The 18,413-nt window shown below is 52.8% G+C and carries 21 protein-coding genes; 14 read left to right on the top strand and 7 right to left on the bottom strand.

Annotated elements, in window-relative coordinates:
- Positions 1–62 precede the first annotated feature (62 nt).
- The 6 genes from AC07RN_RS09265 (at position 63) to hisP (ending at position 4,997) form a co-directional block, all read left to right on the top strand.
- Positions 63–632, top strand: coding sequence for a UbiX family flavin prenyltransferase (locus AC07RN_RS09265; RefSeq protein ID WP_478336185.1), 570 nt, complete (start codon positions 63–65; stop codon positions 630–632).
- A gap of 289 nt (positions 633–921) precedes the next feature.
- Positions 922–1,704 (top strand): lysine/arginine/ornithine ABC transporter substrate-binding protein ArgT, encoded by a 783-nt coding sequence (argT, locus tag AC07RN_RS09260; RefSeq protein WP_015959857.1) that lies wholly within the window; start codon positions 922–924, stop codon positions 1,702–1,704.
- Between the two features lie 243 nt (positions 1,705–1,947).
- Entirely contained in the window at positions 1,948–2,730 is a 783-nt protein-coding gene (gene hisJ, locus AC07RN_RS09255; protein ID WP_478336184.1) for a histidine ABC transporter substrate-binding protein HisJ, read from the top strand.
- An 88-nt stretch (positions 2,731–2,818) separates the two neighbouring features.
- Positions 2,819–3,505: a histidine ABC transporter permease HisQ gene (locus tag AC07RN_RS09250; RefSeq protein ID WP_015959855.1), complete on the top strand. Its 687-nt coding sequence runs from the start codon at positions 2,819–2,821 to the stop codon at positions 3,503–3,505.
- Complete coding sequence (locus tag AC07RN_RS09245; RefSeq protein ID WP_015959854.1) at positions 3,502–4,215, top strand: ABC transporter permease; 714 nt, start codon at positions 3,502–3,504, stop codon at positions 4,213–4,215. Before AC07RN_RS09250 ends, AC07RN_RS09245 begins: the two co-directional genes overlap by 4 nt.
- Positions 4,216–4,223: 8 nt before the next feature.
- Positions 4,224–4,997: a histidine ABC transporter ATP-binding protein HisP gene (gene hisP, locus AC07RN_RS09240; RefSeq protein WP_015959853.1), complete on the top strand. Its 774-nt coding sequence runs from the start codon at positions 4,224–4,226 to the stop codon at positions 4,995–4,997.
- A gap of 125 nt (positions 4,998–5,122) precedes the next feature.
- Here hisP and AC07RN_RS09235 read toward each other — a convergent pair whose 3' ends face one another.
- From AC07RN_RS09235 to yfcG, 4 genes are all read right to left on the bottom strand, one after another.
- On the bottom strand, positions 5,123–5,632 hold the full coding sequence (locus AC07RN_RS09235; RefSeq protein WP_478336183.1) for a GNAT family N-acetyltransferase: 510 nt from the start codon (positions 5,630–5,632) through the stop codon (positions 5,123–5,125).
- Between the two features lie 57 nt (positions 5,633–5,689).
- Positions 5,690–6,583 (bottom strand): TIGR01777 family oxidoreductase, encoded by an 894-nt coding sequence (locus AC07RN_RS09230; RefSeq protein WP_478336182.1) that lies wholly within the window; start codon positions 6,581–6,583, stop codon positions 5,690–5,692.
- Between the two features lie 19 nt (positions 6,584–6,602).
- Positions 6,603–6,965, bottom strand: a complete 363-nt coding sequence (gene folX / locus AC07RN_RS09225; protein ID WP_015959850.1) for a dihydroneopterin triphosphate 2'-epimerase — start codon at positions 6,963–6,965, stop codon at positions 6,603–6,605.
- Between the two features lie 78 nt (positions 6,966–7,043).
- Positions 7,044–7,667, bottom strand: a complete 624-nt coding sequence (gene yfcG / locus AC07RN_RS09220) for a GSH-dependent disulfide bond oxidoreductase (protein WP_478336181.1) — start codon at positions 7,665–7,667, stop codon at positions 7,044–7,046.
- Between the two features lie 137 nt (positions 7,668–7,804).
- On the opposite strand from yfcG, the gene yfcF reads away from it, so the two are divergent.
- The 3 genes from yfcF to yfcD are packed head-to-tail and all read left to right on the top strand — an operon-like array spanning position 7,805 to position 9,665.
- Positions 7,805–8,449, top strand: a complete 645-nt coding sequence (gene yfcF / locus AC07RN_RS09215) for a glutathione transferase (RefSeq protein WP_041689700.1) — start codon at positions 7,805–7,807, stop codon at positions 8,447–8,449.
- Positions 8,450–8,504: 55 nt separating this feature from the next.
- On the top strand, positions 8,505–9,056 hold the full coding sequence (gene yfcE, locus AC07RN_RS09210) for a phosphodiesterase (protein ID WP_478336180.1): 552 nt from the start codon (positions 8,505–8,507) through the stop codon (positions 9,054–9,056).
- Between the two features lie 54 nt (positions 9,057–9,110).
- Positions 9,111–9,665 carry an NUDIX hydrolase YfcD gene (gene yfcD / locus AC07RN_RS09205; protein ID WP_133629720.1) on the top strand — a complete coding sequence of 185 codons (555 nt, stop codon included), beginning with the start codon at positions 9,111–9,113 and terminating at the stop codon, positions 9,663–9,665.
- A gap of 3 nt (positions 9,666–9,668) precedes the next feature.
- On the opposite strand, the gene AC07RN_RS09200 is transcribed toward yfcD, so the two are convergent.
- Positions 9,669–10,688, bottom strand: coding sequence for a LacI family DNA-binding transcriptional regulator (locus AC07RN_RS09200; RefSeq protein WP_015959845.1), 1,020 nt, complete (start codon positions 10,686–10,688; stop codon positions 9,669–9,671).
- Between the two features lie 236 nt (positions 10,689–10,924).
- Between AC07RN_RS09200 and AC07RN_RS09195 the strand changes: the two genes are divergently transcribed.
- From AC07RN_RS09195 to AC07RN_RS09175, 5 genes are all read left to right on the top strand, one after another.
- Positions 10,925–11,368, top strand: coding sequence for a PTS sugar transporter subunit IIA (locus AC07RN_RS09195; RefSeq protein ID WP_015959844.1), 444 nt, complete (start codon positions 10,925–10,927; stop codon positions 11,366–11,368).
- 77 nt (positions 11,369–11,445) lie between these two features.
- A complete protein-coding gene (locus AC07RN_RS09190) occupies positions 11,446–11,718 on the top strand; it encodes a PTS sugar transporter subunit IIB (protein ID WP_478336179.1) in 273 nt (90 codons plus the stop codon).
- A gap of 16 nt (positions 11,719–11,734) precedes the next feature.
- On the top strand, positions 11,735–13,126 hold the full coding sequence (locus AC07RN_RS09185) for a PTS ascorbate transporter subunit IIC (protein ID WP_235133763.1): 1,392 nt from the start codon (positions 11,735–11,737) through the stop codon (positions 13,124–13,126).
- A complete protein-coding gene (locus AC07RN_RS09180; RefSeq protein WP_478336178.1) occupies positions 13,123–13,953 on the top strand; it encodes a transketolase in 831 nt (276 codons plus the stop codon). The genes AC07RN_RS09185 and AC07RN_RS09180 overlap by 4 nt, the downstream gene beginning before the upstream one ends.
- Complete coding sequence (locus tag AC07RN_RS09175) at positions 13,946–14,899, top strand: transketolase family protein (RefSeq protein WP_015959840.1); 954 nt, start codon at positions 13,946–13,948, stop codon at positions 14,897–14,899. Before AC07RN_RS09180 ends, AC07RN_RS09175 begins: the two co-directional genes overlap by 8 nt.
- Before the next feature lie 59 nt (positions 14,900–14,958).
- On the opposite strand, the gene pta is transcribed toward AC07RN_RS09175, so the two are convergent.
- Together pta and ackA are read right to left on the bottom strand one after the other, a co-directional pair.
- Positions 14,959–17,100, bottom strand: coding sequence for a phosphate acetyltransferase (gene pta, locus AC07RN_RS09170; protein ID WP_015959839.1), 2,142 nt, complete (start codon positions 17,098–17,100; stop codon positions 14,959–14,961).
- 76 nt (positions 17,101–17,176) lie between these two features.
- Complete coding sequence (ackA, locus tag AC07RN_RS09165; protein WP_015959838.1) at positions 17,177–18,379, bottom strand: acetate kinase; 1,203 nt, start codon at positions 18,377–18,379, stop codon at positions 17,177–17,179.
- Positions 18,380–18,413 lie beyond the last annotated feature (34 nt).

The raw sequence follows: 18,413 nt of genomic DNA, 5'->3' as shown, positions 1-18,413 counted from the left end.
CTCACTTGCAACTCCCCGCAAAATCCTGCAAAGTCTGCCCTGATACAAGAAAGGGCGAAATTATGAAACGACTCATCGTAGGGATCTCAGGTGCCAGTGGCGCAATTTACGGCGTACGACTGCTGCAAGTGCTGCGCGACGTGCCGGAGGTCGAAACCCATCTGGTGATGAGTCAGGCTGCGCGCCAGACTTTGACGCTCGAAACCGATTTTTCTCTGCGCGATGTTCAGGCTCTGGCAAACGTGGTGCATGATGCCCGTGATATCGCCGCCAGCATCTCTTCCGGCTCCTATAAAACGGCTGGCATGGTGATCTTGCCTTGCTCAATCAAAACCCTTTCTGGCGTTGTGAACAGCTATACCGACACGCTGGTGACGCGCGCGGCGGATGTGGTGCTTAAAGAGCGCCGTCCACTGGTGCTGTGCGTGCGTGAAACCCCGTTGCATTTGGGGCATTTGCGCTTGATGACGCAGGCAGCCGAACTCGGTGCGGTCATTATGCCGCCGGTCCCGGCGTTTTATCATCGTCCTCAGTCGCTGGATGATGTGATTAACCAGACCGTCAACCGCGTACTCGATCAGTTTGATATCGACCTGCCTAAAGATCTCTTTACCCGCTGGCAGGGCGCGTAACCCTCGCACAACGTCGGTGCATCAAAAAATGATTTGCCCTGTTTTGGGGCAAATATGCAACCGCGATCAAATCCTCAACATTTAATTCGTTTTTTCCCTTTTTCCCTCTGCGGTTCGTTCGGTAGACCTGCTATCTTTCACCATTAAGGCATTATCGCAACGTTTTATTAACATATTTAACGTCGATTTTTTTACCCGACGGCAATGTGGCATAAGACCTGCAAGGATCGCCTGCAATACAACACACAACACAATACATAATAAAATCACGACACTTGAGGGTAAATGTATGAAGAAGACGGTTCTGGCTCTGTCTTTGCTGGTGGGGTTAAGTGCGGCGGCAAGCAGCTATGCAGCACTTCCACAGACAGTACGTATCGGTACCGACGCAACCTACGCGCCATTCTCGTCGAAAGATGCCAAAGGTGATTTTGTCGGCTTTGATATCGATCTGGGCAATGAGATGTGCAAGCGTATGCAGGTTAAGTGCACTTGGGTGGGCAGTGACTTTGACGCGCTGATCCCCTCGCTGAAAGCCAAAAAAATTGATGCGATTATCTCCTCTCTCTCAATCACCGAAAAACGTCAGCAGGAAATTGCCTTCTCCGAGAAGCTGTACGCTGCGGATTCCCGTCTGATTGCTGCCAAAGGTTCTCCGATCCAGCCGACTATCGAGTCGCTGAAAGGCAAGCATGTGGGCGTGCTGCAAGGCTCCACTCAGGAAGGGTATGCCAACGCTGACTGGCGTGAAAAAGGTGTCGATGTTGTGGCTTACCAGAACCAGGATCTGATCTATTCCGATCTGGCGGCGGGTCGTCTGGATGCGGCATTCCAGGACGAAGTGGCGGCGAGCGAAGGCTTCCTGAAGCAGCCTGCAGGTAAAGAGTTTGCGTTTGCGGGCCCGTCAGTTAAAGACAAAAAATACTTTGGCGACGGCACCGGGATTGGCTTACGTAAAGACGATGCCGAGCTGAAAGCCGCATTCGATAAAGCCTTTAACGAACTGCGCAAAGACGGCACTTACGACAAACTGGCTAAAAAATACTTCGACTTCAACGTCTACGGCGATTAATCGTCAATGACGGGAAAGGGTGCCATGACGATTCCCTGTCACGGTGCGCTTCGGGTGTGAGTGACCCAACATGGTGCAAAAAGTGCACCATGTTGGGTCGTCAGGTGCATAGTTAAGCACTTATGATGCAAAAAACTCCACGCAGCGGGCATTATACTTTGCCATGTCTGGGGGATTGATGGCACATTAACGACACCCCCTCGTCGTAAAATCCCGTAATAAGACAGTTTGTTGAGGATAGATATGAAAAAACTGGTGTTGTCACTTTCTCTGGTGCTGGCATTTTCCAGCGCTACCGCGGCATTCGCTGCCCTTCCGCACAAAGTTCGCATCGGCACAGATCCCACTTATGCCCCGTTCGAATCGAAGAATTCGAAAGGTGAATTGGTCGGTTTTGATATCGATCTGGCGAATGAGCTGTGCAAACGTATCAAAGTGCAATGTACCTACATTGAGAACCCACTGGATGCGCTGATCCCCTCGCTGAAAGCGAAAAAAATCGACGTGATTATGTCTTCTCTGTCTATCACCGAAAAGCGCCAACAAGAGATTGCCTTCACGGACAAACTCTACGCGGCTGATTCTCGTCTGGTGGTCGCAAACACCTCTGATATCCAGCCGACACTTGAGTCCCTGAAAGGCAAACGCGTAGGCGTGTTGCAGGGCACGACTCAGGAAACGTACGGCAATGAACACTGGGCACCAAAAGGGATCGAAATCGTCTCTTATCAGGGCCAGGAAAATATCTACGCTGACCTGACTGCGGGTCGTATCGACGCTGCGTTCCAGGACGAAGTGGCTGCCAGCGAAGGTTTCCTCAAAACGTTAGTTGGTAAAGACTACAAGTTTGGCGGTCCGTCCATTAAGGACGAAAAACTCTTTGGCGTCGGCACCGGTATGGGTCTGCGTAAAGAAGATAATGAATTGCGTGAAGCGCTGAATAAGGCCTTTGCGGAAATGCGCGCTGACGGAACTTACGAAAAGCTGGCAAAGAAATACTTCGATTTTGATGTATACGGCGGCTAACAGCGCTGTTAAATAACGTGCGGCCCCTCTCGTTTCGAGAGGGGAAAAGACACGGTTTGACCACTCACGACACGACAGGGCAGGCGTTATGCTGTACGGATTTTCTGGCGTTATTTTACAAGGCGCGCTTGTTACCCTCGAACTGGCCCTCAGTTCTGTGGTGCTGGCAGTGCTGATAGGCCTGGTGGGTGCGGGAGCGAAACTTTCGAGCAATCGAATTCTGGCATTGGTTTTTGAAGCCTATACCACGCTGATTCGCGGCGTACCCGACCTGGTGTTGATGTTATTGATTTTCTACGGTCTGCAAATTGCGCTCAACAGCGTGACGGATGCTATCGGTATGTCGCAAATTGATATTGACCCGATGGTGGCCGGTATCATTACGCTGGGCTTTATTTACGGCGCGTACTTCACCGAGACGTTCCGCGGTGCATATATGGCCGTCCCCAGAGGGCACATCGAAGCGGCGACCGCATTTGGCTTTACTGCGTCGCAAATCTTCCGTCGAATTATGTTCCCGGCCATGATGCGCTTTGCCTTACCGGGCATCGGCAACAACTGGCAGGTTATCCTCAAAGCGACGGCGCTGGTTTCACTGCTGGGTCTGGAAGATGTGGTCAAAGCCACTCAGCTTGCCGGCAAAAGTACCTGGGAACCATTCTACTTTGCTGTCGTATGCGGATTGATTTATCTGGTGTTTACCACCGTCTCCAATGGCGTGCTGCTTCTACTCGAACGTCGCTACTCCGTGGGTGTGAAGAGGGCTGACCTGTGATTGAGATTATTCAGGAATACTGGAAATCGCTGCTGTGGACAGATGGCTATCGCTTTACAGGCGTGGCAATCACCCTGTGGCTGCTGATTTCCTCCGTCGTGGTCGGCGGGATTTTGGCGGTGTTTTTAGCGATTGGTCGCGTCTCGAACAATAAGTACATTCGCTTCCCGATCTGGCTGTTCACCTATGTGTTTCGCGGAACACCGCTGTATGTGCAACTGCTGGTGTTCTATTCCGGCATGTACACGCTGGAGATCGTGAAAGGCACCGAGATACTGAACGCGTTCTTTCGCAGCGGGCTGAACTGTACCGTCCTGGCGCTCACGCTGAATACTTGTGCCTATACCACCGAGATTTTCGCCGGCGCGATTCGTTCCGTGCCTTACGGCGAGATTGAAGCGGGGCGGGCGTACGGCTTTTCATCGGTGAAACTCTATCGCTGCATTATTCTGCCCTCGGCGCTGCGTATTGCGCTTCCGGCCTACAGCAACGAAGTGATCCTGATGCTGCACTCCACCGCGCTGGCGTTCACCGCCACCGTACCGGATTTGCTGAAAATCGCCCGTGATATTAACTCGGCGACCTATCAGCCCTTTACCGCATTTGGTATCGCTGCGGTGCTGTACTTAATCATTTCGTACGTTCTGATTAGCCTGTTCCGTAAAGCGGAAAAACGCTGGCTGCAGCATGTCAAACCTTCGACGCACTGAGAATAAAGATGGCTGAGAACAAACTAAACGTTATCGACTTGCACAAGCGCTACGGCGAACATGAAGTGCTGAAAGGGGTGTCGTTGCAGGCAAACGCGGGCGATGTCATCAGTATTATCGGCTCATCCGGTTCGGGGAAAAGTACCTTCCTGCGCTGCATTAACTTCCTTGAAAAGCCAAGCGAAGGTTCCATCGTCGTCAGTGGGCAACAAATTAACCTGGTGCGCGATAAAGACGGGCAGCTAAAAGTGGCGGACAAGCATCAGCTGCGTTTGCTGCGTACCCGTCTGACGATGGTATTCCAGCACTTTAATCTCTGGAGCCATATGACGGTGCTGGAGAACGTGATGGAAGCGCCGATTCAGGTGCTGGGTCTGAGCAAGCAAGAGGCGCGCACCCGCGCAGAAAAATATCTGGCGAAAGTGGGGATCGACGAGCGCCAGCAGATTAAATACCCGGTGCATCTGTCGGGCGGTCAGCAACAGCGCGTTTCAATTGCGCGTGCTCTGGCGATGGAACCCGAAGTGCTGCTGTTTGATGAACCGACGTCCGCGCTGGATCCAGAACTGGTAGGTGAAGTACTGCGCATTATGCAGCAACTCGCTGAAGAGGGAAAAACGATGGTGGTCGTGACGCACGAAATGGGCTTTGCCCGAAACGTATCCAACCACGTCATCTTCCTGCATCAGGGTAAAATTGAGGAGCAGGGACATCCGGATGACGTCTTAGCGAATCCGAAAAGCCCGCGCTTACAGCAGTTTTTGAAGGGGTCGTTGAAGTAACAGAGAGTTCGCCCTCTTCCTGTGGGAGAGGGCATCAGACCGCAGTGGAACCACATCGCCCGGTGGCGCTTCGCTTACCGGGCTACAAAAAACATAGATCGGGCAAACGCAGTACCGTCCGGCATTCAGGCTGCACCACATTCAAGCCGATACGCCCAGTCGTCATACTTCACGCCGTCAATTTCGTACGCCTTCTCCAGCACCTGCGTGCGCACAAATCCGGTTTTCTCCAGCACCCGCACCGAACCGACATTATCCGCCAGTACATACGCATTTACCGCTTTAACGCCCACCTGATTAAACGCGTAATCGCATACCGCACGTAGCGCTTCGCTGGCGATACCTCTGCCCTGCGCCTGCGGAATCACGGTATAACCGATGTCTGCCTCTTCACGGAACTCTGCGCTAACGTGCAGGCCAATGTCACCCAACGGGGTGTCATCGTCATGAGTGCGAATAACAAAGGTATGCTGCGCCGTCAGACGGGCGGCAAAAACGCGGCGGGTCTCTTTTTCTGAAGCGATGCTGGCCATAAACCGCATGATGTCGCGGTCTTCACGCAGCGAGCGAAAAAACGCCCAGTCGGAGGGTTCAAAAGGAGTGAGAAGGAGCCGGGGAGTGGTGATCGTCGCCATTGTTACGCCATTGCAGGGAGTCAGAATAGTGACTTTACCATACGTAACGCGGCCAATTTAACCCACCACATCTCCCAACGCTTCCTCTAAGTCATACCAGCGAAACGCAAATCCGGCCGCTTCGAGGCGTTTTGGCAGAGCGCGCTGTCCGCCAAGCACCAGTACTGACGATTCGCCCATTATCAATCGAACGGCAGTTGCCGGGGCACGCAGAATGGCAGGGCGTTTTAGCGCATGGCCGAGCGCATGCGCAAACTGTTCATTGCGAACCGGATACGGCGACACCATGTTGAACGGGCCGCGCAGATCGTTATCCAGCAGCCAAATAATCGCATTGATCATATCGTCGACATGAATCCACGCCAGATACTGACGTCCGTTGCCAATGGGGCCGCCTAGTCCCAGCTTAAAGACGGGCATCATCTTCGCCAGAATCCCGCCTTTTGGCGCCAGCACGACGCCGGTACGCAGCAGACAGACGCGGGTGCGATCGCTTTGCGCACCGCAGGCAATCTGCTCCCAGCGCGCGCAGAGTTTGTGGGTGAACTCGTTATGCGGTGGCTCTTCTTCGGTAACAACGACTTCACCGAGATCGCCGTAATAACCCGCCGCCGAACCAGAGATCAACACCGATGGCGGCGTTTCACTGGCGAGGAATAGATCGACCAGTTTTTGCGTGATGTTCCAGCGGCTATCGCACAATCGCTGTTTTTGCTGTTCCGTCCAGCGCTTATCGGCAATGGGTTCACCGGCAAGATTAATGACAGCATCGAAGCCGTCGAGATTCTGATATTCAGACAGTCCTTTCCAGATGCCAACATCATTGCCGAGCAGCTGGCGCGCTTTATCCGGGCTGCGCGTGACAACGGTGACATCATGTTTCAGCGCTTGCAGGCGTGGAACGAGATGGCGACCAATCAGGCCAGTACCGCCTGTCATCAGAATCTTCATACGACCTCCTGGCTTGCGCTTAGCGGCGCCAGCTCAACGTCATGGAGACGGAGTCGGCATAACGTAGCGCGTGAAGTTTATCGATCTCTACCTCAGCATAAGTGACCCAAGGATGTTCGCGTGCGATATCGAGCACATCCTGAGTTAATTTTTCCAGCAATGAGAAACGGTTATTTTCAACGTACTTAATGATGTTTTTGGTAATGGTGCGATAGTTCAGCGCATCGTTGATATCTTCGCTGGCGCGCGCTTTATCGGCCGGATAGTGGATAACTACATTGATGAGGATATCCTGTCGATTCTCCATCTCTTCGGCTTTGATCCCAATAAACGTGCGCAGGCGTAAATTTTTTATACGAATAATCGCGTCGTGCTGTGACATTGCAGGCTTCCTCCGTTCATTATTTGCCTCATGATACATGAGGAAATACGCCGCGCACATTCCGCCACGCGCTTATATTTACTGCATTTTCTGCATGGCACGTTCGGTCGCGGGGCGGTGACGGATTCGCTCGAACCAGTTATTCACCGCAGGGTAATTGGCCAGATTGATTCGCTGGCGCTCATGCGCGTTGATCCACGGCCAGCAGGCGATATCGGCAATGCTGTAATGGTCTCCGCCCAACCACGGCGACGTCTCCAGCCGTTTGTTCATCACGGTGTAAAGCCGTTGAGTTTCAAACTGATAACGTTCAATGGCATAGGGGATGGTTTGCGGGGCGAAATGATTAAAATGATGATTTTGCCCGAGCATCGGCCCAAGCCCGCTGGTCTGCCAGAAGAGCCACTGCAGCGTGTGGTGGCGCTCACGCAGTTCACCACTCAACAGTTTTCCGGATTTTTCAGCCAGATACAGCAAGATTTCGCCCGATTCAAACAAACTGAATGGTCTTCCGCCATCTGCCGGTTCGCTATCGACGATGGCCGGAATTTTGTTATTAGGGGAGATGGTCAGAAAGTCGGGCCTGAACTGATCGCCCTTGCTGATATCCACTTTAATGATGCGGTAATCTATCTGTGTTTCTTCCAGAAAAAGCGTGATTTTATGACCGTTTGGGGTTGGGGCGTAATAGAGGTCTATCATTTCAACTCCTGTCGTGACATGACTCAGCAAATAGAATCGAGTATAGGTGCTGGCGGTAAATCGTGAGTTTTGATCAAGTGACAGGAAAGCCAGGAGGCGATATGTTGGATGAAAACCGAACTGCCGATGAGGATGCTATGAGCCAACCTGCGATTACCCTGTGGTCCGATAACAACTATTTCTCACCCTACGTCATGAGTGTGTACGTTGCGCTGGCGGAGAAGGGCCTGACGTTTACGCTTAAAACCGTGGATTTAGATCGGGGTGAGCATCTCACACCGCACTGGCAGGGCTATGCGCTGACGCGTCGCGTGCCTGTTCTGGAAATTGACGGCTTTGAGTTGAGCGAGTCTTCTGCGATTGATGAGTATCTGGAAGAGCGTTTTGCACCGCCTGAGTGGGAACGAATCTATCCGCATGACCTGCAAAAGCGCGCCCGTGCTCGGCAGATTCAAGCGTGGTTACGCAGCGATTTAGGACCGATTCGTGAAGAGCGTTCGACCGACGTGATTTTTGCTGGCGTGAAAAAACCTGCGCTGTCGCACGCCGGGGCGGCGAGTGCCAGTAAATTGTTTGATACGGCCTCCAGACTGCTTGAGCATGGCAACCCCAATTTGTTTGGTGAATGGTGTATTGCCGATGCCGATCTTGCCCTGATGTTAAATCGCCTGGTCCTGAATGGAGATGACGTGCCGCAAGCGCTGGTGGATTATGCCGCGTTCCAGTGGCAACGCGCATCGGTACAGCGTTATGTCGCGCTTTCTGCTAAGCGTGCAGGCTGATTAAGACTGCTGACTGAGGTATCATAGGGCCGTGTTTTTTCGTCAGGAGTGATTGATGAAACTTATGTTTGCATCAGATATCCACGGATCGTTGCCCGCCACCGAACGCGTACTGTCGCTGTTTGAACAAAGCGGCGCACAGTGGCTCATTATTTTGGGTGACGTGCTCAATCATGGCCCGCGCAACGCACTGCCGGAAGGTTATGCCCCCGCGCAGGTAGCGGATAAACTTAATCAGTACGCGGATAAAGTCATCGCTGTTCGCGGTAATTGCGACAGCGAAGTGGACCAGATGCTGCTGCATTTCCCGATAACCGCGCCGTGGCAACAGGTTTTGCTGGAGAATTGCCGTTTATTTTTGACCCACGGTCATCTCTTCGGCCCGGATAATCTGCCCGCGCTGACGACTGGCGATGTGCTGGTTTACGGTCATACTCATATTCCAGTGGCTGAGAGGCGGGGGGAAATTATGCATTTCAATCCCGGCTCAGTCAGTATACCGAAAGGCGGGCATGCGCCCAGCTACGGTGTTCTGGACGATAATCAATTACGCGTTATCGCACTTAATGATCAGCAAGTTATTGCGCAGGTCAGCATTAATACGTAAGTTACACCTCAACTGTAAACGCGCCAAAAGAGCGCTTAACGAGAAGGGTTCCCGATGGTGGAGCAGAGTCATTTGGCAAGTACAGAATGGGTTGATATTGTCAACGAAGACAATGACGTGATCGCCCAGGCGAGCCGCGAGCAAATGCGCGCGCAGCGTCTGCGTCATCGCGCAACTTACATCGTTGTCCACGACGGAATGGGTAAGATCCTGGTACAGCGACGTACTGAAACAAAAGATTTTCTTCCGGGTATGCTGGACGCCACCGCAGGAGGCGTCGTGCAGGCAGATGAAATTCTGCTGGACTCTGCTCGCCGCGAAGCAGAAGAAGAGTTAGGCATCGCGGGCGTGCCGTTTGCTGAGCACGGTCAGTTCTATTTTGAAGATCAGCACTGCCGTGTCTGGGGAGGCCTGTTTAGCTGCGTGTCCCACGGACCGTTTGCGCTTCAGGAAGAAGAAGTGAGCGAAGTGAGCTGGATGACGCCAGAAGAGATTACCGCGCGCTGCGATGAGTTCACGCCGGACTCACTTAAAGCGCTGGCTCTGTGGATGAGCCGCAATGCTAAAAATGAATCCGCTAAACCTGAAAAGCAAGAACAGGCTGAATAAGCCTTAGCAACTTTCCCGCAGACACAGACTGGAGGCGATCGGTTTCTGATCGCGCCAGTCGCCGCCATTCATCCGTTCCAGCAAAGCCCGTCCGGCTTCAACACCAATCTTGCGGTGTGGCACAGCCATTGTGGTCAAAGGTGGCTGACAGACGCGGCTCACATCACTATCGCCAAAACCGACGACGGCCAGATCGTCAGGCACTTTGATGCGTCTGCGCTGACATTCGTACAACACCCCGCACGCCAGCTCATCCGAAACGCACACCAGCGCATCCAGTTCCGGCCAGGCGAGTAAAAACTCCGGCAGTTGTGACGCGCCGGTCGAGAAATTAGGCGGGAGCGCAGCATTGATCACTCTGTTAGGCGAAAGGTGGTGGCGTAACATCGCTTTATACCAGCCTTGCAGATGCTGCTGGAAAATCCACTGTTCCTGATTGGCGCACAGCAGACCAATGTTTTGATATCCCCGCTGAATGACCAGTTCGGTTATCTCGTACATCGCCGCAACGTTATCAATTCCAATGTTCATATCGAGCGGATCGGCGCGCATCGCACCCATTTCCATCACCGGAATTGAAGCGTTTTTCAGCCAATGGCGGACGGTGTCGGTATGTTCAACGCTGAGTAAGATAGCGGCTGCGATATTCGATGCCAGCAGCGTTTCCAGTAATTTCTCTTCTTGTTCGGGGCGGTGTTGAGATTCAGCCAGGATGATCTGGTATCCGGCAGGTTGCAGGATTTGCTGCAATCCGGCAAACATCTCAGAACAGCCATCTTCTGCAAGATTGGGAACGACCATTGCGATGGTCCATGATGACGCCGATGCCAGCGCACTAGCGGCAAGGTTGGGCATATATCCCAGTTCATGCACCGCCGCTTCTATTTTTTCTCGTAGCTTATCGGAAACCTGTTCGGGCGTGCGCAATGCGCGGGACACCGTCATGGTACCCACGCCGGCAAGCTGCGCGACGTCAGAGATCGTCACTTTGCCGGTACTACGTCGTTTTCGGGTTAAAGACATACTCGTTCCTGATGACAGACGCGATTTTCTTCTCATCCTTCGCTTCACGTTGATTCAGTATACGCCTTAAATCCCTTTTTTTACTGTGATTTCCCGCGCTGATTGTAATTTGATAGCGCTATCACAATTTTGGATGTTAAAGATTGGTAGCGCTATCTTTGTGATCTTGATCGCAGCTAACTATTCATGGGTTGAATAAAGTTTGCTCATTCTAGGCGCAAGGGCAGGAGAAGACAGTGCTCAATAAATGGTTAAACGATGCCACCATCATTCTCGAGGATCGGGTTGAAAACTGGGCACAGGCACTGGAGATATGTGCCCAGCCACTGCTGGATGTGAACGTGATTGCTCCGGAATACGTTACGGCGATCGTTGAGCAACATCATAAGTTAGGACCGTATTATGTGCTGGCACCAGGGCTAGCGATGCCGCATGCGCGGCCAGAAGAAGGGGCTAAAGGACTGGGTCTCTCATTATTAAAACTTAAACAGGGAGTTTCATTTGGTGCCGGAGAATTCGATCCGGTTGATATTATCATCATGCTTGCTGCACCTGACAAAAATAGTCACATCGAAATGATTTCTGCGCTGGCTGAGTTATTTTCCAGTGATGACGATTTGGCTGAATTGCACAGGGCAAACACACGGGAGGAAATAAACGCCGTCATCGAACGATTTTAGATATTACGCATTCCAATAAATAAACACATTACGCCTGCGCGTGATGCGGATGTACTCTACTCGAAAAAGGCATAACAATGAAAATTATGGCGATTTGTGGTTCCGGCCTGGGCAGCAGTTTCATGGTCGAAATGAATATCAAAAAAGTGCTAAAAAAATTAAATATTGAAGCTGAAGTAGAGCACTCCGATCTGTCATCCGCCACGCCGGGTGCTGCCGACGTTTTCGTGATGGCGAAAGATATCGCCGACAGCGCAAGCGTGCCTGAAAGCCAGCTGGTGGTGATCAACAACATCATCGACATTAATGAACTCGAAGCGCAATTACGCGCCTGGTTCGACAAACAATAACTTTAGTGAGGTGGATATGTTTATCCTCGAAACGCTGAATTTCGTTGTTGATATTTTAAAAGTCCCTTCGGTACTGGTTGGCTTAATTGCATTGATCGGGCTGGTGGCGCAGAAAAAACCTTTTTCTGATGTCGTTAAAGGTACGATTAAAACCATTCTCGGCTTTATTGTCTTGGGCGGTGGTGCGACCGTACTGGTCGGATCATTAAATCCATTAGGCGGTATGTTTGAGCACGCATTCAATATTCAAGGGATTATCCCGAATAATGAAGCGATTGTTTCCATCGCTCTGGAAAAATATGGCGCATCAACCGCGCTGATTATGGCCTTTGGTATGGTGGCAAATATTATTGTCGCCCGCTTTACGCGCCTTAAATACATCTTCCTCACCGGCCACCACACTTTTTATATGGCATGTATGATCGGTGTGATCCTGACGGTCGCTGGGTTTGAAGGCGTCGGTCTGGTCTTTACCGGCTCGTTGATTCTTGGTCTGGTGATGGCGTTCTTCCCCGCGATCGCGCAGCGCTACATGAAACGTATCACCGGTAACGACGATATCGCCTTTGGTCACTTCGGTACTCTGGGCTACGTGCTTTCCGGTTGGATCGGCAGCAAATGCGGTAAAGGTTCACGTTCAACGGAAGAGATGAATCTGCCGAAGAACCTGAGCTTCCTGCGCGACAGTTCAATATCAATCTCGCTGACCATGATGATTATTTATCTGATCATGGCGGTGAGTGCGGGACGCGAGTACGTAGAAAGCACGTACAGCGGCGGGCAAAACTACCTGGTTTACGCGATTATCATGGCCATTACGTTCGCCGCTGGCGTGTTCATCATCCTGCAGGGTGTGCGTCTGATTCTGGCAGAAATCGTTCCGGCCTTTACCGGGTTCTCGGAGAAACTGGTACCGAATGCGCGCCCTGCGCTGGACTGTCCGGTGGTTTATCCCTACGCCCCTAACGCCGTGCTGATCGGTTTCCTGTTCAGCTTCCTGGGTGGACTGGTGGGCTTGTTAATCTGCGGCCAGTTGAACTGGGTGCTGATCCTGCCTGGCGTAGTTCCACACTTCTTCACCGGTGCGACAGCGGGTGTATTTGGGAATGCGACGGGCGGACGTCGTGGCGCGATGATTGGTGCATTTGCCAACGGTCTGCTGATCACGTTCCTCCCGGTCCTGCTGCTGCCAGTGCTCGGCGCAATCGGGTTTGCTAACACCACGTTCTCGGACGCTGACTTCGGTGCTGTCGGGATTCTGTTGGGCAACCTCGCGCGTTATCTCTCACCGTTTGCAATTACGGGCCTTGTCGTGGCGGTATTCGCCCTGCTGGTGGCCTACAACGTGTTTGCTAAAAACAAATCTGCTGGCGGTAATGCGCAGGAAAACACCGGAGCTAAATCATGAATGTGAATGAGGTTACCCGACTGGCGCGTGATATCCGCGTGGCGACGCTCAAATCGCTAACGCAGCTGGGTTTTGGGCATTATGGCGGCAGTATGTCGGTGGTCGAGACCCTGGCGGTACTTTACGGTTCGGTGATGAAAATCGACCCAGCCGATCCCGACTGGTCAGAGCGTGATTACTTTGTGCTGTCGAAAGGCCACGCCGGTCCCGCGCTTTACAGCACGCTGGCGATTAAAGGCTATTTCCCGGTTGCGGAGCTAAGTACGCTTAATCATAACGGAACACGCCTGCCGAGCCACCCGGATCGGCTCAAGACGCGTGGTGTGGATGCCACGACCGGCTCACTGGGGCAGGGGATTTCCATTGCGGGCGGCATGGCGCTGTCGCATAAGCTGGCGGGCCGGCCAAATCGTGTCTTCTGCATTGTGGGAGATGGTGAACTGAATGAAGGACAGTGCTGGGAAGCGTTCCAGTTTATTGCCCATCACCGTCTGAATAATCTGACCGTGTTCGTCGACTGGAATAAACAACAGCTCGATGGTGAACTGGACGAAATCATTTGCGCCTTTGATCTGGAAGGTAAATTCCGCGCATTTGGTTTTGACGTGATGACGGTCAAAGGCGATGACATTCCCGGTCTGCTCGAGGTCGTGACGCCAGTACCTGAGGCTCAGGCCAGGCCGCGCGTGGTGATCCTCGACAGCATAAAAGGGCAGGGCGTGCCGTATCTGGAGCAGCTTAGCAACTCTCACCATTTACGCCTGACGGATGAAGTTAAAGCCGCGCTCAACGAGACGATTCGCCAACTGGAGGCCGCAAATGATTAAGGTTGCACCCGCAGGACAGAAAGACGCTGTTGAGATGCGTAAAGTGTATGCCGGTTTCGTGGCGAGTCAGATAGAAGCGGGCAGCGATATTATTGCCCTTGAAGCGGACCTGATGAGCTCAATGGCGATGGATGGCGTAGCGCGTGATTATCCACAGCACGTCATCAACTGCGGCATTATGGAAGCCAACGTGATTGGCACGGCCGCGGGTTTATCGCTGACTGGACGTAAGCCGTTTGTGCATACTTTTACGGCTTTTGCCAGCCGGCGTTGTTTCGATCAGCTGTTTATGTCTTTGGATTATCAGCGAAATAATGTCAAGGTCATCGCTTCGGATGCAGGCGTTACGGCCTGCCATAACGGCGGTACGCACATGTCATTTGAGGATATGGGTATTGTGCGTGGTCTGGCGCATTCCGTGGTGCTGGAAGTGACGGATGCCGTGATGTTTGAGGATGTATTGCGTCAGCTTATCGATCTGGAAGGATTCTACTGGGTCCGCACAATCCGCAAGCAAGCACCAAGCGTTTACGCACCGGGCTCAACGTTTACCATCGGCAAGGGTAACGTATTGCGGGAAGGGCACGACATTACCCTTATCGCCAACGGAATCATGGTTGCGGAAGCATTAGAAGCAGCACGTCAGCTTGAACAGGAGGGCGTAAGCGCGGCAGTCATCGATATGTTCACCCTGAAACCTATCGACCGAATGCTGGTGAAAAACTACGCTGAAAAAACGGGCCGGATTGTGACCTGCGAAAACCACAGCATCCACAACGGATTGGGTTCGGCGGTGGCGGAAGTGCTGGTCGAAACGTGCCCGGTACCGATGCGGCGCGTGGGCGTAAAAGAGCGTTACGGTCAGGTCGGAACGCAGGATTTCTTGCAAAAAGAGTATGGTCTGACAGCGCACGATATTGTGTCAGCGGCGCGAGAGTTGTTGTAATACAGAGGTAAATAAAAAGGCGACCAACAGGTCGCCTTTTTTGATTGCCCGGAGGCAGATTACTGCTGCTGAGAAGACTGAATCGCAGTCAGTGCGATGGTATAAACGATATCGTCTACCAGCGCGCCACGGGACAGGTCGTTCACAGGTTTGCGCATGCCTTGCAGCATCGGCCCAATGGAGATCAGGTCGGCAGAACGCTGTACCGCTTTATAGGTGGTGTTGCCGGTGTTCAAGTCTGGGAAGATGAACACGGTAGCGCGACCCGCAACCGGAGAGTTAGGCGCTTTGGATTTCGCCACATCAGCCATTACGGCGGCGTCATACTGCAGTGGACCGTCGATGATCAGATCAGGACGTTTTTCCTGTGCCAGACGTGTCGCTTCGCGCACTTTCTCTACATCGCTACCTGCACCCGAAGTGCCGGTAGAGTAGGAAAGCATTGCAACGCGTGGCTCGATACCAAAGGCAATCGCGGAATCCGCAGACTGAATCGCGATTTCAGCCAGCTGTTCTGCGGTTGGATCTGGGTTGATCGCGCAGTCACCGTAAACATAAACCTGTTCTGGCAGCAGCATGAAGAACACAGATGAAACCAGCGAACTGCCTGGTGCCGTTTTGATCAACTGCAGCGGCGGACGAATGGTGTTCGCAGTGGTATGAACCGCACCAGAAACCAGGCCATCAACTTCATCCTGTTCCAGCATCAGCGTACCCAGCACCACGTTGTCTTCCAGCTGTTCGCGCGCAACGGCTTCGGTCATGCCTTTGCTCTTACGCAGCTCAACCAGACGGGCAACATAGCTTTCGCGAACCACTTCTGGATCAACGATTTCGATACCTGAACCCAGCTCAACGCCTTGAGATGCGGCGATGCGGGTGATTTCATCAGGGTTACCGAGCAGTACGCAGGTCGCGATTCCGCGCTCAGCGCAGATAGCAGCTGCTTTAACGGTACGTGGCTCATCACCTTCTGGCAGAACAACGCGTTTGCCGGCTTTACGTGCCAGCTCAGTCAGCTGGTAACGGAAGGCTGGCGGAGACAGACGGCGGCTGCGCTCAGAGGTCGCTGTCAGGGATTCGATCCACTCAGCATTGATGAAGCTTGCAACGTATTCCTGAACTTTCTCGATACGCTCATGGTCGTCAACCGGAACTTCCAGGTTGAAGCTCTGCAGGCTCAGAGAGGTCTGCCAGGTGTTGGTGTTCACCATGAATACTGGCAGGCCAGTCGCGAAAGCACGTTCGCACAGCTTGCTGACGCGTGCGTCCATTTCGTATGCACCGGTCAGCAGAATCGCACCGATTTCTACGCCATTCATCGCGGCCAGACACGCTGCAACCAGCACGTCTGGACGGTCTGCGGAAGTCACCAACAGGGAACCTGCACGGAAGTGTTCCAGCATGTGCGGAATGCTACGCGCACAGAAGGTAACGGACTTCACGCGGCGGGTCTGAATGTCGCCTTCGTTAACCACGGTAGCGTTCAGGTGGCGTGCCATGTCGATTGCACGAGTTGCAATCAGATCAAAGCTCCACGGCACCGCGCCCAGAATTGGCAGTGGGCTGCTTTCGCTAAGCTGAGCAGGATCCACTTTCACGACGGTCGCTTTGGAAGAGTCGTCGAAAATTTCTGACAGATCAGGGCGGGTACGGCCTTGTTCATCAACAGGCGCGTTCAGCTTGTTGACGATAACGCCAGTGATGTTGGCGTTTTTCGCGCCGCCGAAGCTGCTGCGGGTCAGCTCAATACGTTCTTTCAGCTGTTCCTGCGTGTCGGTACCCTGAGACATCACGAACACGATTTCTGCATTCAGAGTCTTAGCGATTTCGTAGTTCAGTGACTGAGCAAACTGGTGTTTACGCGTCGGAACCAGACCTTCAACCAGAACCACTTCCGCGTTCTGGGTGTTTGCGTGGTAGTTCGCGATGATCTCTTCCATCAGCACGTCTTTCTGATTGCTGGAGAGCAGAGATTCAACGTGACTCATCTTCAGCGGTTCAGCCGCTGGCAGATTGGAGTTGGCACGCACAATGGCAGTGGTTTGGTCTGGCGCATCGCCACCCGCACGAGGCTGGGCGATAGGCTTAAAGACGCTCAGACGAACGCCTTTGCGCTCCATAGCACGGATAACGCCAAGGCTGACGCTGGTCAGGCCGACGCTGGTTCCGGTAGGGATGAGCATAATAATACGGGACACGGTTTATCCTCTTTTGGTTACCGCCGCAGTGGGCGGGGTACAAAACAGCACCGCCAGCAAGGCTGGCGGTGTGGTATTAGGCAGTCAGACGGTTTGCGTCTTGTGCGATGACCAACTCTTCATTGGTTGGGATAACCATCGCCAGACGGGTGCCTTCTTTGTTGATGTAACCGGATTTGCCGAAACGCGCGGCCAGGTTACGTTCGTGATCAACATCGAAGCCCAGAACGCCCAGTTTGCCCAGGGACAGTTCGCGAACCATCGCGGCGTTTTCACCGATACCACCGGTGAAGACAACAGCATCCAGGCGACCGTCCATCAGTGCAGTGTAAGAACCGATGTATTTCGCCAGGCGGTGGCAGTAAACGTCCATTGCACGTTTAGCGTCTTCTTTATCTGCGTAGTTGTCTTCAACATAACGGCAGTCGCTGGTGACTTCGGTCAGACCCAGCAGGCCAGACTCTTTGGTCAGCATTTTGTTGATCTCGTCAACGCTCATGCCCAAAGTGTCGTGAAGGTGGAAGATAATAGCCGGATCGATATCGCCAGAACGCGTACCCATCACCAGGCCTTCCAGCGGGGTCAGACCCATAGACGTATCAACGCATTGACCGTTACGGATGGCAGAAACGGAACCGCCGTTGCCCAGGTGGCACGTGATGATGTTCACTTCTTCCACTGGCTTGTTCAGCATCTTCGCGGCTTCTTGAGTCACGTAGAAGTGGCTGGTACCGTGCGCGCCGTAGCGACGTACACCGTGCTCTTTGTACAGTTTGTAAGGCAGGGCGTAGAGGTAAGACTCTTCCGGCATCGTCTGATGGAACGCGGTGTCAAACACAGCCACGTTTTTGTCTTTCAGGTTCGGGAAGGATTTTAGTGCTTCGTAAATGCCGATCAGGTGAGCCGGGTTGTGCAGCGGAGCGAACGGCGCAGCATCTTTGATGCCCTGAATTACGGTTTCATCAATGATGACGGAGCTGGTGTATTTTTCACCGCCGTGGACGATACGGTGACCGATCGACGTCAGCTGAGCAGACAGTTCTGGTTTTTGTGCCAGAATAGTGTTAACGATAAAGTTCAGCGCTTCACTGTGAGCGGCGCCTGCACCTAAAGCCGCTTCTTGTTTGCTGCCGTCCATTTTCCATTTGATACGTGCTTCAGGAAGATGGAAACACTCGGACAAACCAGAGAGGTACTCTTCACCGTTGATCGCATCGATGATGGCGAATTTAAGGGAGGAGCTACCGCAGTTCAGAACCAGTACTAACTTACTCGACATGGAAGTACCTATTATTGATACGTGGCTAAAAAAA

The organism is Lelliottia sp. GFLA7 (assembly GCF_056490165.1).
This window is presented reverse-complemented; position numbering and strand designations above follow the sequence as displayed.

Coding starts and splice junctions, on each gene's coding strand:
- AC07RN_RS09265 (WP_478336185.1), top strand. CDS start 63: ATGAAACGACTCATCGTAGGGATCTCAGGTGCCAGTGGCGCAATTTAC.
- argT (WP_015959857.1), top strand. CDS start 922: ATGAAGAAGACGGTTCTGGCTCTGTCTTTGCTGGTGGGGTTAAGTGCG.
- hisJ (WP_478336184.1), top strand. CDS start 1,948: ATGAAAAAACTGGTGTTGTCACTTTCTCTGGTGCTGGCATTTTCCAGC.
- AC07RN_RS09250 (WP_015959855.1), top strand. CDS start 2,819: ATGCTGTACGGATTTTCTGGCGTTATTTTACAAGGCGCGCTTGTTACC.
- hisP (WP_015959853.1), top strand. CDS start 4,224: ATGGCTGAGAACAAACTAAACGTTATCGACTTGCACAAGCGCTACGGC.
- AC07RN_RS09235 (WP_478336183.1), bottom strand. CDS start 5,632: ATGGCGACGATCACCACTCCCCGGCTCCTTCTCACTCCTTTTGAACCC.
- AC07RN_RS09230 (WP_478336182.1), bottom strand. CDS start 6,583: ATGAAGATTCTGATGACAGGCGGTACTGGCCTGATTGGTCGCCATCTC.
- folX (WP_015959850.1), bottom strand. CDS start 6,965: ATGTCACAGCACGACGCGATTATTCGTATAAAAAATTTACGCCTGCGC.
- yfcG (WP_478336181.1), bottom strand. CDS start 7,667: ATGATAGACCTCTATTACGCCCCAACCCCAAACGGTCATAAAATCACG.
- yfcF (WP_041689700.1), top strand. CDS start 7,805: ATGAGCCAACCTGCGATTACCCTGTGGTCCGATAACAACTATTTCTCA.
- yfcE (WP_478336180.1), top strand. CDS start 8,505: ATGAAACTTATGTTTGCATCAGATATCCACGGATCGTTGCCCGCCACC.
- yfcD (WP_133629720.1), top strand. CDS start 9,111: ATGGTGGAGCAGAGTCATTTGGCAAGTACAGAATGGGTTGATATTGTC.
- AC07RN_RS09200 (WP_015959845.1), bottom strand. CDS start 10,688: ATGTCTTTAACCCGAAAACGACGTAGTACCGGCAAAGTGACGATCTCT.
- AC07RN_RS09190 (WP_478336179.1), top strand. CDS start 11,446: ATGAAAATTATGGCGATTTGTGGTTCCGGCCTGGGCAGCAGTTTCATG.
- AC07RN_RS09185 (WP_235133763.1), top strand. CDS start 11,735: ATGTTTATCCTCGAAACGCTGAATTTCGTTGTTGATATTTTAAAAGTC.
- AC07RN_RS09180 (WP_478336178.1), top strand. CDS start 13,123: ATGAATGTGAATGAGGTTACCCGACTGGCGCGTGATATCCGCGTGGCG.
- AC07RN_RS09175 (WP_015959840.1), top strand. CDS start 13,946: ATGATTAAGGTTGCACCCGCAGGACAGAAAGACGCTGTTGAGATGCGT.
- ackA (WP_015959838.1), bottom strand. CDS start 18,379: ATGTCGAGTAAGTTAGTACTGGTTCTGAACTGCGGTAGCTCCTCCCTT.